The sequence below is a fragment of the Streptomyces sp. CA-181903 genome (assembly GCF_050937075.1).
In the GTDB taxonomy this organism is placed as follows: Bacteria; Actinomycetota; Actinomycetes; order Streptomycetales; family Streptomycetaceae; genus Streptomyces.
Map to the genome: position 1 here is coordinate 5,023,727 of NZ_JBNJLY010000001.1, position 14,065 is coordinate 5,037,791.

General features: G+C 74.2%; 11 protein-coding genes and 2 pseudogenes. 5 read left to right on the forward strand and 8 right to left on the reverse strand.

Annotated features, from left to right (window positions below; all coding sequences use genetic code 11):
- Positions 1 to 126: 126 nt before the first annotated feature.
- Together ACQEVS_RS22560 and ACQEVS_RS22565 are read right to left on the reverse strand one after the other, a co-directional pair.
- Positions 127 to 1,080 (reverse strand): 1-aminocyclopropane-1-carboxylate deaminase/D-cysteine desulfhydrase, encoded by a 954-nt coding sequence (locus ACQEVS_RS22560; protein WP_433023099.1) that lies wholly within the window; start codon positions 1,078 to 1,080, stop codon positions 127 to 129.
- 96 nt (positions 1,081 to 1,176) lie between these two features.
- A pseudogene (locus ACQEVS_RS22565) lies at positions 1,177 to 1,754 on the reverse strand (N-acetylmuramoyl-L-alanine amidase).
- A gap of 181 nt (positions 1,755 to 1,935) precedes the next feature.
- Between ACQEVS_RS22565 and ACQEVS_RS22570 the strand changes: the two are divergent.
- From ACQEVS_RS22570 to ACQEVS_RS22580, 3 genes are all read left to right on the forward strand, one after another.
- Positions 1,936 to 2,847, forward strand: a complete 912-nt coding sequence (locus tag ACQEVS_RS22570) for a glutaminase (RefSeq protein WP_433023101.1) — start codon at positions 1,936 to 1,938, stop codon at positions 2,845 to 2,847.
- A 78-nt stretch (positions 2,848 to 2,925) separates the two neighbouring features.
- Positions 2,926 to 3,150, forward strand: coding sequence for a hypothetical protein (locus ACQEVS_RS22575; protein ID WP_433023103.1), 225 nt, complete (start codon positions 2,926 to 2,928; stop codon positions 3,148 to 3,150).
- Between the two features lie 8 nt (positions 3,151 to 3,158).
- Positions 3,159 to 3,866 (forward strand): helix-turn-helix domain-containing protein, encoded by a 708-nt coding sequence (locus tag ACQEVS_RS22580; RefSeq protein ID WP_433023105.1) that lies wholly within the window; start codon positions 3,159 to 3,161, stop codon positions 3,864 to 3,866.
- Positions 3,867 to 3,920: 54 nt separating this feature from the next.
- On the opposite strand, the gene ACQEVS_RS22585 is transcribed toward ACQEVS_RS22580, so the two are convergent.
- The 4 genes from ACQEVS_RS22585 to tatA all read right to left on the reverse strand — a co-directional run bounded on the left by ACQEVS_RS22585 (position 3,921) and on the right by tatA (position 7,358).
- Positions 3,921 to 4,370 carry a VOC family protein gene (locus ACQEVS_RS22585; protein ID WP_433023107.1) on the reverse strand — a complete coding sequence of 150 codons (450 nt, stop codon included), beginning with the start codon at positions 4,368 to 4,370 and terminating at the stop codon, positions 3,921 to 3,923.
- Positions 4,371 to 4,455: 85 nt separating this feature from the next.
- Positions 4,456 to 5,394, reverse strand: coding sequence for a beta-ketoacyl-ACP synthase III (locus ACQEVS_RS22590; protein ID WP_433023109.1), 939 nt, complete (start codon positions 5,392 to 5,394; stop codon positions 4,456 to 4,458).
- Positions 5,395 to 5,616: 222 nt separating this feature from the next.
- Positions 5,617 to 6,993 carry an alkaline phosphatase gene (locus tag ACQEVS_RS22595; RefSeq protein WP_433023111.1) on the reverse strand — a complete coding sequence of 459 codons (1,377 nt, stop codon included), beginning with the start codon at positions 6,991 to 6,993 and terminating at the stop codon, positions 5,617 to 5,619.
- Positions 6,994 to 7,088: 95 nt separating this feature from the next.
- Complete coding sequence (gene tatA, locus ACQEVS_RS22600) at positions 7,089 to 7,358, reverse strand: Sec-independent protein translocase subunit TatA (RefSeq protein WP_433023113.1); 270 nt, start codon at positions 7,356 to 7,358, stop codon at positions 7,089 to 7,091.
- Positions 7,359 to 7,552: 194 nt separating this feature from the next.
- Here tatA and ACQEVS_RS22605 point away from each other — a divergent pair.
- Positions 7,553 to 9,039 (forward strand): annotated as a pseudogene (locus ACQEVS_RS22605) (LCP family protein).
- Positions 9,040 to 9,229: 190 nt separating this feature from the next.
- Positions 9,230 to 10,603: a hypothetical protein gene (locus ACQEVS_RS22610; protein WP_433023115.1), complete on the forward strand. Its 1,374-nt coding sequence runs from the start codon at positions 9,230 to 9,232 to the stop codon at positions 10,601 to 10,603.
- Positions 10,604 to 10,636: 33 nt separating this feature from the next.
- On the opposite strand, the gene ACQEVS_RS22615 is transcribed toward ACQEVS_RS22610, so the two are convergent.
- On the reverse strand, positions 10,637 to 13,579 hold the full coding sequence (locus ACQEVS_RS22615) for an HAD-IC family P-type ATPase (protein WP_433023117.1): 2,943 nt from the start codon (positions 13,577 to 13,579) through the stop codon (positions 10,637 to 10,639).
- On the reverse strand, positions 13,563 to 13,976 hold the full coding sequence (locus tag ACQEVS_RS22620) for an ArsR/SmtB family transcription factor (RefSeq protein WP_433023119.1): 414 nt from the start codon (positions 13,974 to 13,976) through the stop codon (positions 13,563 to 13,565). Before ACQEVS_RS22620 ends, ACQEVS_RS22615 begins: the two co-directional genes overlap by 17 nt.
- Positions 13,977 to 14,065 lie beyond the last annotated feature (89 nt).

A 14,065-nucleotide genomic window follows, 5' to 3' on the forward strand; every position in this document is an offset into this window, starting at 1 on the left:
TTCAGCGGCGGAGTGAACAGCGTATGCGGCGGAGCGAACGGCGTGTCCGACGGGCGGCGGCCCGAACCCACGGGGCGGGCGAGGGCGCCGGGCGGGCCCGGCCTCGCCCGTCCCTTCCGCCGGCTCCTACGCCTGGTGCGGCTCGGTTCGGGGATCGGGGCCGCCCGTGATGACGGCGGCGACCGTCGTGCCCGGTGCGAACGCCCCTTCCTCGACAAGTGTCGTCAGGCCGTACAACGCCTTGGCCACGTACAGCCGTTCCGGCGGCAGGCCGTGGCGGGCGGCGAAGTCGTCGGCGAAGGCGTCCAGCTCCGGGGTGGTGCGGGCGTAACCGCCGCCGTGGAAGCGGTCGTCCAGCGACCAGTCGCCCCGACGGCCGCCGAACGCCGCGGTCTGCAGCCGCTCGACCTCCGCGCCCAGGAAGCCGCCTTTGAGCACCGGGAAGCCGAGGGCCCGCGTCCCCTCGCCGAGTCCGGCGGCCAGCCCGGCGAGCGTCCCGCCCGTGCCGCAGGCGACGGCGGCGACGTCCCCCGGCCCGAGGACGGCGCCGAGTTCGCGGCCGAGCACCGCGCAGCCGTGGACGGCGGCGGCGTTGCTGCCGCCCTCGGGGACGACATGGCAGCCGTCCGCCCCGAGCGAGGCGAGTACTTCCGGTTCGGTCTTGCGGCGGTAGGTGGCCCGGTCGACGAAGCGCAGACGCATGCCGTCGGCGACGCAGCGCTCCAGAGACCAGTTCAGCGGCCGGTCCGCGAGCTCGTCGCCGCGGACGACGCCGATGGTGGAGAAGCCGAGCAGCCGGCCCGCGGCGGCGGTGGCCCGCAGGTGGTTGGAGTAGGCGCCGCCGAACGTGAGCAGCGTGGACCGGCCGGCGGCCGCGGCGGCCCGCAGGTTGGGCTCCAGCTTGCGCCACTTGTTGCCGGGCAGCCGGGGATGTATCAGATCGTCCCGCTTGAGCAGCAGCCGTACGCCGTGGCGTGCGAACCGCTCGTCGGCCAGTTCGGCGACGGGGGACGGCAGCACGGGCCGCAGGGCGGCGGGGTCCAGGGGTGCGGAGGAGGAGAGGGGGGACGGGCCGGTCACCCTCCCATTGTCGGTGGGATCCGGACGGAAAGTGTCGGCGGGATGCGCGGGAGGCCCGCCTGCGGGGCCTGCCGGAGGGCGTCGGCCGCCCGGCCGTCACATGAGCCGGTCGCGGATGCGGGCCCGCATCCGGTCCATGGTGAAGCCGCGGGGATCGATCTTTCCCGGTCGCCACTCCAGATGTCCGATGACGGACCGCTCGGACCAGCCGTGGTGCCGGCAGAGCGCTGCCGCCGCCCGTTCCACCGCCTCCAGCTGTGCTTCGGGCCACGGGTCCGTCCCGTTGCCCAGGTTCACGCACTCGAAGCCGTAGAAGCAGGCGTTCCCGTCGGCGTCGAAGCGCCTCGGGGGCGGTGTGCGCCGCTCCTCGATGACGGCCCGCAGGACGTCCGGGTCGCCGCCCCGGCGTGGTTGGCGCGCCCGCAGCCGACGAGGTGGATCCGGGCGTCCTTGCCCACCACCCCGTGGCACAGCGGGCCGGGCAGGGAGTCGGTGCCTTCCCAGCAGAGGCGGACGGTGTTCTCCGTGCCGGTGGTGGCCGTGTGGTGGACGATGATTCCGTGGACCGGACCCCACGGCCCGTGGCCGGCCCGGTTGTGGGTGCGCCAGCCGGGCACCTCGACGACGGTGGAGCCCTCCGCTCGCAGGACGGCGAGCAGTGTCCCGGCGGACATGGGTGCGGCCACGGCCTGTGCTCCTCGGTGGTTCCGGTGGCGCACGCCCTGTCGTATACGCCTGAATGGCCCCGTTCTACCGAAAAGTTCGCAGGTTATCGGGGTGTTCGGATATCGTGCGAGCCGATTCGGCCGCAGGCCGGATGTCGCACGTCGGTACGGAGACAGAAAGCGCACGCCAGTGGACTACCAGGCCGTCCTCGAAGAGGTAGCCGCGTTCGCGCGCCCGCTGGTGGGCCGCGGCCAGGCCGCCCAGTACATTCCGGCCCTGGCGGGGATGGACACCGGCCAGTTCGGAATGGCGGTCGCCGACGTCTCGGGCGGCGTCTACGGCGTGGGGGACTGGGAACGGCCGTTCTCCGTGCAGTCGATCTCCAAGGCCTTCGGGCTGGCGCTCGTCCTGGCCGAGGGCGGGGACAAGATCTGGGAACGGGTCGGAACGGAACCGTCCGGAAATGCCTTCAACTCCCTCGTGCAGCTCGAATACGAGAACGGCATCCCGCGCAATCCGTTCATCAACGCGGGAGCGCTCGTCGTCACCGACCGGCTGCAGACGCTGACGGGCGACGCCAGCACCACCATGCTGGAGTTCCTCCGCGCCGAGAGCGGAAATCCGGAGGTGTCCTTCGACCCCGCCGTGGCGAGGTCGGAGTCCGAGCACGGCGACCGGAACGCGGCCCTCGCCCACTTCATGGCCAGCTACGACAACCTCGACAACCCGGTGCCCACGGTCCTGGAGCACTACTTCTGGCAGTGTTCCATCGAGATGAGCTGCCGCGACCTGGCCCTGGCGAGCGGCTTCCTGGCCCGCCACGGGCTGCGGGCCGACGGCACCCGGCTGCTGCCGCGCCGGGAGGCGAAGCAGATCAACGCCGTGATGCTGACCTGCGGCACCTACGACGCCGCCGGCGATTTCGCCTACCGGGTGGGTCTGCCGGGCAAGAGCGGGGTGGGAGGCGGCATCATCGCCGTCATACCCGGGCGCTGCACGCTGTGCGTCTGGAGCCCGGGACTGGACGCGCGCGGGAACTCGGTGGCGGGCGTCGCCGCGCTGGACCACTTCACCACGCTGACGGGCTGGTCGGTGTTCTGAGGGCGGCCCCCGGCGCCGGTGGCGCCCCTTCGGGGCCGGGCGCATCGTGGAGCACGGGGAGAACCAGGAGGAGGCCGTATGGAACACGAGTTGCGCGCCGAATACGCGGACGGCAGCTCGCCGGACGACATCGACCCCGCGGTCAGGACGTGGCACGTGGTCCGTGAAGGCGACGGCCTGACCGGGATGTGCGGCCGCGAGCTCGACCCGGGCGCGGCCATCCGCTCCGTCGACCTCTGGGGCACCGGCAAGGTTCCCATCTGCCACTCCTGTGGAGCGCTCTACCTCCGGGAATCGCCCTAGTGTCCGAAGTGCCCGACGCTTCGGCGGCCTACCGGGAGCGGCCCTCGCGGCGGCTCCCCGGGGCGGTCGTGTGGACCCGGACGGATGTGTCCGCCGAACCGGTGCGCGTCGTCCCGGACGGCTGCATGGACCTGATCTCGGTCGACGGCCGGCTGATCGTGGCGGGCCCGGACACCGGGGCGCATCTCGTCGAGGCGGTACCGGGGGCCGTGTACACCGGGGTGCGCTTCCTGCCCGGCACCGGCGCGGCCCTCCTCGGGGTGCGGGCGCACGAGCTGCGCGACCGGCGGGTCCCGCTGGACGACCTGTGGCCGGGCCGCCGGGCGCGGCTCGCCGCCCGGCGGGTGGCGGAGGCGCCCCTGCCCGGGCGCGCCCTGGAGGACGTCGTCGGCGGAGCCGCGGGACCGGACGCGTACGACCCCGTGGCGGCCGCCGTCCTGGCGTCCGCCCGGCGGGGCGAGCCGGTGTCGCTGCTCGCCGCCCGACTGGGCCTCGGTGAGCGGCAACTGCACCGGCGCTCCCTCCACGCCTTCGGGTACGGGCCGAAGACGCTCGCCCGCGTGTTGCGGGTGAACCGGGCACTGGAGCTGGCGCGGACCGGCGTCCGCTTCGCCGACACGGCCGCGACCTGCGGTTACGCGGACCAGGCCCATCTGGCGCGCGAGGTGCGGCGGTTGACCGGGACGACGCTCGGCGAGCTCGTGCGCGGGCGGTGACCTGGCGTCGCCCCGCAGTGGTGGTCCGCGTCCGTGGCGGCCGGCCGGTGACGGCTAGCCCATCGAGGCCGAAGGGGCCTCCAAGGGGGCGAACAGGTCCACCGCGTTGCCGTCCGGGTCCAGCACGATCGCGTACCGCTGTCCCCAGACCGCGTCCCACGGCGCCTTGTGCCCGGTGTACCCGGCCTTGGCCAGCTCGGCCCAGAGGGCGTCCACCCCGGCCGGGCCGTCGCACGCGAAGCCCAGGGTGACGCGGCCCGGGCCGGTGGAGAGACGGGTGTCGGGGTCGAAGGAGCGGTAGGTCGCGTCGGTGTCCCACAGCAGCCGCAGGCCGTTCGGCAGCACGTGCTCGACGTGGGGCAGGCCGTCCGCCTCCGCCGGGATGTCCAGTCCGAGGCGGCGGTAGAAGGCGAGGGAGGAGGCCATGTCGGCGACGACGATGCCGGTGCAGTCGAAACGAGGTGCCGAAGGAGGGGCCACAGGGGGTGTCGTGCGAGGTGTCATGCGAGCACCGTAGGCAGGGGCCGCGGGGCCGGTCTTGAACGGATCGGACGCCCCCGGAGGATCGCCCTCCCGCGCTGTCGCCCGGTCACGGGCAGCGGATGACCTGGCCCGCGTACGAGAGGTTGCCGCCGAAGCCGAAGAGGAGCACCGGTGCGCCGGACGGGATGGCGCCGCGTTCGACGAGCTTGGAGAGGGCGAGCGGGATGCTCGCGGCCGAGGTGTTGCCGGACTCGGTGACGTCCGTGGCGATCACGGCGTTGACGGCGCCGATGCGGCGGGCGACGGGTTCGATGATCCGCAGGTTGGCCTGGTGGAGGACGACCGCCGCCAGGTCCTCCGGGGTGACACCGGCCCGTTCGCAGACGGACCGGGCGATCGGCGGCAGCTGCGTGGTGGCCCACCGGTAGACGGACTGGCCCTCCTGCGCGAACCGGGAGGGCGTGCCCTCGATGCGCACGGCGTGCCCCATGTCCGGCACCGAGCCCCAGACCACGGGGCCGATACCGGGCTCGTCCGAGGCGGAGACCACCGCGGCGCCCGCGCCGTCGCCGACGAGGACGCACGTCGAACGGTCGGTCCAGTCGACCACGTCCGTGAACTTCTCCACCCCGACGACCAGGGCGTTCGTCGCCGCACCGGCGCGGATGGCGTGGTCGGCGGAGGCCAGGGCGTGGGTGAAGCCCGAGCAGACGACGTTGACGTCCATCACGGCCGGGGCGGTGAGCCCCAGCCGGGCCGCCACGCGGGCGGCGGTGTTCGGGCTGCGGTCGACGGCGGTGCAGGTGGCGACGAGGACGAGGTCGATCACGGCCGGGTCGAGGCCGCTCGTGGCGAGGGCCTTGGCCGCGGCCTCGCCGGCCATCGCGGCCACGGTCTCGCCGGGTCCGGCGATCCGCCGCGTGTGGATGCCCACGCGGGAACGGATCCACTCGTCGCTCGTGTCCACCATCGCCGCCAGCTCGTCGTTGGTGAGCACCTTGGCGGGCTGATAGTGACCGAGGGCGATGACGCGCGACCCGGACATCGGGGGTTCCTCCTGCGGGCGAATGATCCGAACCCCCAGTGTTGACCGCGACCGCCCCCTGAGCGATGAGCATTCCACCAACGTTCCGGCGGGATAACTGGCACAACCCACAGGAGCGCCCGTGGGGCCCGGCCTCCGGGTCCCCCCGGTCGGCCGGGCCCCACGGGCCCGGTGGTCAGCCGGCGTCCGGCCCGACGGCCGGCCCGGTGATCGGTGCGGCGGTCAGCGCAGGGAGAGCGCCGTCCGGATGGTGGTGAAGAGCTCGGTCTGGTCGGTCACGCCCAGGACGCGCTCGGCCAGCGGACCCTGGGCCGCGATGCGGACCTCGGTGCCGGTGTGCTCCTGGGACTTGCCCGGGGTGTTGGTCGAGTAGTTGACCTTGAGCTGCTGTCCCTCGTTGGTGACGAGCGTCGAGGACAGGCCGGGCGGGGTGGCCTCCAGCGGCACGATCTGGCTGGTGTGCCCGTGGTCGGCGGTGGTGACGACCAGGGTGTCGGGGTGCTGGGCCGCGTAGGCGCGGGCGACCTTCACCGCGCGGTCCAGCGCGGCCGTCTCGCCGATCTGGCCGCACGGGTCGGCCGAGTGGTCGCGCTTGTCGATCGAAGCGCCCTCGACCTGGAGGAAGAAGCCCTTCTTGCCGCGCTGCTTCTGCTCCAGGAGCTGGAGGGCCTTCTTGGTCTGCTCCTCCAGGGTGGGCGTGCCGGCGGTGCGCTCCGGGTTGTTCGTCACGCAGCGCTGCGGCGCGGTGCCGCCCTGGGCGGCGGCCTTGCCGGTCCACTCGACCGGGACGTTGCCCGGGGCGAACAGGCCGAGCACGGGCTTGCCGGACCGCGCCTTGCCGAGGCCCTTGACGTCGGTGACGACCTGGTAACCGAGCTTCCGCGCCTGCTCGGTGACGGTCAGCCCCTTGTAGCGGCCCTCGGTGATCTTCTGGTCGAAGCGCTGCTTGCCGCCGCCGAGGAGGACGTCGACCTTGTGGTCGACGCTCTGCTCCGCGATCGAGCCGGGGCCGCCCTTGGCGATCCGGTCGCTCGGGCACGCCTTCATGTCGGCCGGGCCCTGGCAGCTGCGGTCGGTGGCGTGCGAGGCGAGGACGGCCGGGGTGGCGTCGGTGAGTTCCGCGGTGGTGACGCTGCCGGTGGCGAGACCGTTGCGCTGCGCGAGTTCCAGGATCGTGGTCATCGGCTTGTCGGTGCCCGGCGTCTTGGATATCCGGCCGTTGACGGTCTTGTGGCCGGTCGCCCAGCCGGTGCCGCTCGCCGCCGAGTCGGTGACGTAGTCCGGCTTGCCGTTCTTGTCCACGGAGTAGGTGGTGTAGGCGCCGGTCATGGGGAACTTGTCCATGTTCAGCCGGCCCGCGGCGCCCACGGTGTAGTCGCGGGCGAGAGTGATCTCCGAGTCGCCCATGCCGTCACCGATGAGCAGGATGACGTTCTTGGCCTTCTTCGGGCCGTGGGCCTGGGCGGCGACGGCCGACTCGGCCGTCCGGTCCGTGCGGCCGGCGTCGGAGGCGGAGGCCGCGGCCGGCACCGCGACACCGGCGACGAGCAGTGCGGCGGCGCCCCAGGCGAGACGACGCCCGTACGGACGAGAACCCATGGTGATTTCCTTCCTCGTGGGCCGGCGGTGTGCCCGGCCGGAGGAAGCTCACCAAGCGAGGGTGTACGGCAGTGCAATACGAGGTGAAGGCGAGGTCAGCGGGAGCTTTCGACCGTGGTGGGGATAATGGGGTTCGTGTTGCCGCCCGGTGCGGGCGCGGTGGTCCCCGTGGCTTCACCGGAGGTGGAGGCGGCAGCGGCCCCGGGAGACTGGTCCTCCTTCATGGCCCTGGCCTCGCTCTTGAGGATGCGCGCGGACTTGCCGAGCGCACGCGCCATGTCGGGCAGCTTCTTGGAGCCGAAGAGCACGACGAGGACGAGCACCACGATGATGAGGTGCCAGGGTTCGAGGGCGTTGCGCAGCACGGCGGCCACCTGCTTTCTCTGCGTTCTCCGTCCCCGCGGTCGCCGGTCTTCCGCGGGCCAGTCCACTTTACTTGCAGCCTTGCGCAATCAGGCAACCAGAGGTGACTTCCGTCCGTCTTTGGGGATGAGTCTTTGGGGGACATCGGGGAAACGCCTTCGGGAGAGCAGGGCGTGGAGGGGCTGGGGGCTCGGGGATGGGCGGAGGGGGAGGCGGCCGGGAGCGGCGGCACGGCCGGACGTTCGGCGGAGCGTCGCTGGCGCTGCTGATACTGCTGCTGGCCGCGGCCGGCTGGACGTACCTGCGGCTGGACGGCAACCTCGGCGTCTTCGACGCGGACGGCATCGCCCGGGACCGGCCCGGCTCCGCCGCCGGCGACAACGTCCTCGTCATAGGCTCCGACTCGCGCGCCGGCGGCAACCGTGACCTGGGCGGCGGCACCGGCAGCGTCGGCCGCTCGGACACGGCCTTCCTGCTGCACGTGTACGGCGACGGGGACCGGGCCGCCGTCGTCTCCATCCCCCGGGACACGCTCGTCGAGATACCGCCCTGCCGCCTCCCCGACGGCAGTTGGACGGCCGCGCGCGGCGGAGCGATGTTCAATTCGGCCTTCTCGGTGGGCGGCACGGCCGGGGGCAACCCCGCCTGTACCCAGAACACCGTCGAACGGCTCACCGGACTGCGCGTCGACCACACCGTCGTCGTGGACTTCGCCGGCTTCGCCGCGCTGACCGACGCCGTGGGCGGCGTCGAGGTCTGCATGCCGCAGAACGTCTACGAGGGCGACCTCGACCCGAACCGCGGCAGCCGCGGCGACCTCCTCTTCACCAAGGGGCGGCAGACCGTGTCGGGGCGGAAGGCGCTGGACTACGTGCGGGTGCGGCACGGGCTCGGCGACGGTTCCGACATCGGGCGCATCCGCCGCCAGCAGGCGTTCGTCGCCGCCCTGATCAAGAAGGTGCGGTCCCGGGGGCTCGACCCCACGTCGCTCCTCCCGCTGGCGGACGCCGCCACCAAGTCCCTCACCGTGGACCCGGGGCTGGGCTCCGTGCAGAAGCTGGTGTCGTTCGCGCGGTCGCTCAAGGGCATCGACCAGAAGGACATCACATTCGTCACGATGCCGTGGCGGTACCAGGGCGACCGGGTGGCGGTCGTCCAGCCGGACGCGGACGCGCTGTGGGCGGCGCTGCGGGAGGACCGGGCGGTGGCGGGCGGGGGATCCGGCGGCTCCGCGGGGACGGCAAGGGCTCAGGGGACGCCAAGGGGTCGGGGAGCGGCGAGGGGGCGAAGGGCGGGGAAGGCGCGGGCGTCCGGGTCTCCCTCTCCGACGCGACGCACACCGACGGGCTGGCCGCCCGCGCCGCCGCGCTCCTCCGGCGGCACGGCTACACGGTGACCGGCACGCGTACGGCCGAGGCCGGCGACGCGGGCACCACGGTGATCGAGTTCGGCCCGGGGCAGGCGGGCCGTGCCCGTACGCTGGCCCGGCTCTTCCCCGGGGCGTTCGTGCGGGGCACCGCCGATTCCGGCATTTCCGTCACCCTGGGGCGGGACTACGGCACGGCGGCGGAAAGCACGGCGGCGCAGGCCGCGGCGGACGCGCCGCGCGTCTCCGCGGGCACGGGCATCTCCGCCGCGAGGCCGGCCGACGACAACCCCTGTCCCGATCTCTCCTACGGGTGACATCGGGGTGACATCAGAGTGCCGGAGGAGGTGCCAGGGGAACCGAGTGCCCGAATGGCCCGTTGTTTCAGTGAAACGCGGAGTAGGTTCGAGATTCCGACGAAGTGCGCCGCGTCGGCTCTCCCCCGACCCGCCGCAGGCGCCACAGACGTATACATCCGTTCCGTACGCCCCTCCGAGGAGCTCCGTCATGTCCGCCACTCCCAGGGCCTTCCACCGGCCCCTGCCGGCCCTCTTCGCGGGGCTCGTCGCGGCTCTGCTGCTGGTGGCCGGCGGCGCCGCTCTCGCCCCGCCCGCCCACGCCGCCACCGGTCTGAACGAGGTGGCCGAGGGGCTCAAGAAGAGCCCCGTCTACGTCGACCCCCGGGCGTCCTCCCAGCTCCCGTCGGCCGACGCGGACGCCCTCGCCAAGAAGATCAAGGACGCGGGCAAGCCGGTGTTCGTCGCCGTGCTGCCGAACACGCCGGAATTCCCGCAGGGAACCGTCCTGCGTGACCTGCGGACCGAGGTCGGCATCACCGGCGTCTACGCCATCCGCCTCGGCGACAAGTTCACCGCCGGCGCCGACCCGCGCGTGATGTCCGACAACGCCGTCGCCAACCTGCGCGGCTCGGTCCGCCGCAACGACAACGCCAACGCGACCACCGAGCTCAACGCGTTCGTCGACGGCGCGATCAAGAGCGCCCGAGGGCACGCCCCCGGCTCGTGGGGCGGCTCGGGCTCCGGGAGCGGCTCCACCGGGCTGATCGTCGTCGGCGCGGTCGTCGTCGCCGGCGCGGGCGGCGCCTACGCGCTCTACCGGCGCGGGAAGAAGAAGCGCGAGGAGCGCGAGCGCGCCGAACTGGACGCGCTGCGCGTCGTCGTCGACGAGGACATCACCGCGTTCGGCGAGGAGCTCGACCGCCTCGACTTCTCGCCGGGGGAGCCCGGCGCCACGGACGCCATGCGGCACGACTACGAGCAGGCCCTCGACGCCTACGAGGAGGCCAAGCGCCGGATCGCGGCGGCGACCAGGCCCCAGGAGGTCACGGCCGTGACCGAGGCCCTGGACAACGGCCGGTTCGCCCTCGCCACCCTCGCCGCCCGCCGCACCGGCGCGCCGCTCCCCGAGCGCCGGCTGCCCTGCTTCTTCGACCCGCGCCACGGCCCGTCCGTCGAGGACGTCCAGTGGGCGCCCCCGGGCGGCGCGCCGCGTACCGTCCCCGCCTGCCGGGCCGACGCTACGCGCATCGCCGACGGCGAGGACCCCATGTCCCGCACGGTCCAGACCGCCCAGGGCCCGCAGCCGTACTGGAACGCGGGACCCGCCTACGCCCCCTGGGCCGGCGGCTACTTCGGCGGCGGCATCCTGCCCGGTCTCCTCATGGGCACCATGCTCGGCACCATGCTGAGCGGCCCCGCCTACGCGTCGGACTTCGGCGGCGTTCCCACGGACACCGGCCCCGAAGGGGGCGACTTCTCCGGCAGTGACTTCAACTCCGGAGACTTCAGTGGCGGTTGGGACGACGGTGGCGGCTTCGGCGGTGGCGGGGACGGGGGTGGATTCGGGGGAGGCGACTGGTGAGCGCGCCGTCCCGGCCCCCGTACCCCGCCCCGCTCACCCTTCGGCCCGCCGCGCGTACCGGTTCCGCGCGACGGTGAGGGCCGCGCCGTACGCGGTCAGGACGGTGGCGAGGAGCGCGTACGAGACCGGTGGCAGGCCGGTCATGGCCAGGAGCGGGCCCAGCGGCGTCAGCGGCAGGAGGAGGCCCACGACCGCCAGGGCGGTGGTGGCGAGCCGGACGGCGCCGGGGGCACGGCCCTCGGCCAGGTGCCGGCCGGAGCGCAGCACGAGCATCACCATCGCCTGGGTCAGCAGGTTCTCGGTGAACCACCCGGCGTGGAACGCCTCCTGGCCGCCGTCGTCCCCCAGCGACCGCACGGCGAACGTCAGGACGCCGAACGTGGCGAGGTCGGCGGCGGCGTTGAGCAGGCCGAAGACCGTGACGAACCGCAGCAGGTCGCGCGGGCGCAGCCGGGTCGGCCGGCGCAGCGCGGCGGGCGCCGGGCGGTCGAAGGCCAGGGCGAGCTGGGCGGCGTCGAAGAAGAGGTTCTGCACCAGCACCTGGGCCGGGAGCATCGGCAGGAACGGCAGGAGCAGCCCGGCCGCCAGCATGGCGATGACGTTCCCGAAGTTGGACGAGAGCGTGATCCGCAGGTAGGCGGCGATATTGCCGGTGCTGCGCCGGCCCGCCGTCACCGCCCGGTCGAGGGCCGTGAGGTCCTTGGAGGCGAGGACGACGTCCGCCGCCTCGCGCGCGACGTCGACGCCCGCGCGGGGACAGACGCCCACGTCGGCGGCGTGCAGGGCGGCTAGGTCGTTGACCCCGTCGCCCAGGAAGCCGGTGGTGCGGCCGTTCGCGCGCAGGGCGCGGACGATACGGGCCTTGTGGTCGGGGGAGCAGCGGGCGAAGACCGTCGTCCGGGTGGCGAGCCCGGCCAGTTCCGCGTCGGTGAGGCCGTCGACGCGGTCGGCGGTCACCACCTCGCCCGGATCCAGGCCGAGGTCGCGGCAGACGCGGGCGGCCGTGCCCGGGTGGTCGCCGGTGAGGACCCGGACGGCGATGCCCCGGTCCGCGAGGACGGCCAGCGCCTCGGCGGCGGTGGGCGCGACGGCGTCGTGCAGCGCGAGGAAACCGGTGAACTCCAGGCCGTGCTCGTCGGCGGGCCCGTAGGGGCGGGGGCGGGACGGGCGTTCGGCGCGGGCCACGGCGAGCACGCGGAGCCCGTCCGCCGCCAGCTCCGCCGCCCGCCGCGTCAGGCGCGCGCGCTCGGCCGGTTCGAGGGCGCAGCGCTCCAGGACCTCCTCCGGAGCGCCCTTGACGACGAGCACGTGTACCCCCGCGAGGCCGAACCGGGGGTCGCCGGCGCGCCGGACGACGGCGGTGGACAGGGGGCGCCCGGGAGCACAGGGGAGCGCGGCGATCCCCTCGTACTCCTCCTCGGCGTCGAGCAGGGCGGCGTCGCCCGCCGCGTCGAGCAGGGCCTCGTCCAAGGCGTCGGGCGCCGGGAGTTCCGCGAGGTGCAGCGTCCACAGGGCGTTGACGGTCGCCCAGTGCAGCACCTCCTCGCCGTCGCGCCCGTGCGCGTCCTCGGTGTGGTGGAGGACGGGCCGGTCCTGGGTGAGGGTGCCCGTCTTGTCCACGCACAGCACGTCGACGGCGCCCAGGTCGTGGAGGGCGGGGAGGCGCCGGACGATCACGTCGCCGCCGCGCGCGAGGCCGGCGGCGCCGCGCGCCAGCGCCGCCGTCACGACGACGGGCAGCATCTCGGGCGTCAGCCCGACCGCCACCGCCACGGCGAACGGCAGCGTCTCCATCCCGCGTCCGCGCAGCAGCGCGCTCGCGATCAGCACCAGGGGCGCGGTCAGCAGCATGAACCGGATCAGCGTCCAGGTGATGCCGTTGACGGACCGGTCGAACGGCGTCACCCGGTGCCCGCCGCGGCCGGCCGCCGCGCCCGGGAGCGCCCCGGAGAGCCGGGTCGCGGACCCGGTCGCGACGACGACGGCGGTGGCGGTGCCGGAGAGGACGCTGCTGCCCTGGAAGCAGAGGTGGGTGGGGTCGGGGCCGTCCTGTTCGGCGCCTCGGCCGCTTCTTCGGCGGCCGTCCGCGTGTTCCGGCCCGGGGGCCGAGGAGGGGAGCCGGTGCCGAGGGAGCGCCGTCCCGTCGTCGGCCGCCGGGGCGCTCGCCTCGTCGGCCGGTACGAGCGTGAGGCGGCGCGCCGGTGACGGTGCTCTTCGGAGGCCGTCGGCCGGGCCGTCGTGGTCGTCGGCCGGGCCTCGGAAGCGGGACCGGTCGGCGGGGCCGTCCGTCCGGTCGTCGTCGCCCGTTCCGCCGACGGCGTCGTCGGAGTCCGCGTCGGCCGCGAAGACGGGGTCGGACCGGAGCGTGTCCGCCGGGTAGACGGGGTCGGGCCGGAGCGTGTCCGCCGCCAGGTCCGGGGCCCGCTTCTCCGCCGGCGTCGACTCGCCCGTCAGGACGGCCTCGTGGACCGTCAGACCGGTCGTGCGGAGGAGGCGCAGGTCGGCCGGGACGAGGTCGCCGGGGGAGAGGAGGACGACGTCCCCGGGGACGAGCTCGCCGACGGGCAGCTCCCGGTGGGCCGGGGGCGCGTCGGGCGCGGGACGGCGGCGGACGGTGACGGTGGTGGGGACGAGGTCGCGGAGCGCCGCCGCGGCACGTTCCGCGCGGTGCTCGCCGGCGGTCCGGAGCGCGCAGCTGACGGTGACGAGGACGCTGATCACACAGGCGGTGCCCCAGGAGGCGACCGCGGCGGAGACCAGGCCGAGGCAGAGGAGGACGGCGGTGAACGGATCGCGGAGGCCGTGCACGAACCGCCGGAGGGGCCCGGGCGGGCGGCGGCCGGGCAGCACGTTCTCACCGGCGTCGGCCAGCCGGCGGGCGGCCTCGTCCTCGGTCAGTCCGCGCGGGCCGCTGTCCAGCTCCCGCAGCGCGTGAAGGGTGGAGCCGGCCTGGCCGACCTCAGGCGCCCAGGCCACGGAGGCGTCCGGAACCGGCGCCGGACCGGGATCGGGGTGCGGGGTCGGCCTGGCGGTCGGAGAGCTGGTCGACCATGAGGCGGACGATGGTCACCACGTGCGGATCGTCCACCAGGTAGACGACGCGGCGCCCTTCGCGGCGGGACCGCACCAGCCCGGCGAGCTTGAGCTTCGCCAGGTGCTGGCTGATGGCGGGCAGCGCGCCGCCGACCCGTTCGGCCAGCCCGGTCACGTCGCTCTCGCCCTGGGCGAGGGCCCAGACGAGGTGCAGCCGGGCGGGGGAGGCGAGCAGCCCGAACGCGGCCGCGGCCTCGCTCAGCACGTCCGCCGACGGGTCGGCGGCGCTCCGTTCGACGGCCCCTTCGGGGCTCTCGAATCTGCCGACGCCTGCCGTCACTGTCGCTCTCCCGTCCCTGCCGGACGTCGTCACGCCCGAGAGGAACAGTCTAGGCAGAGGGACGGCCGGCTCCCCAGTAGGTTCCGGGC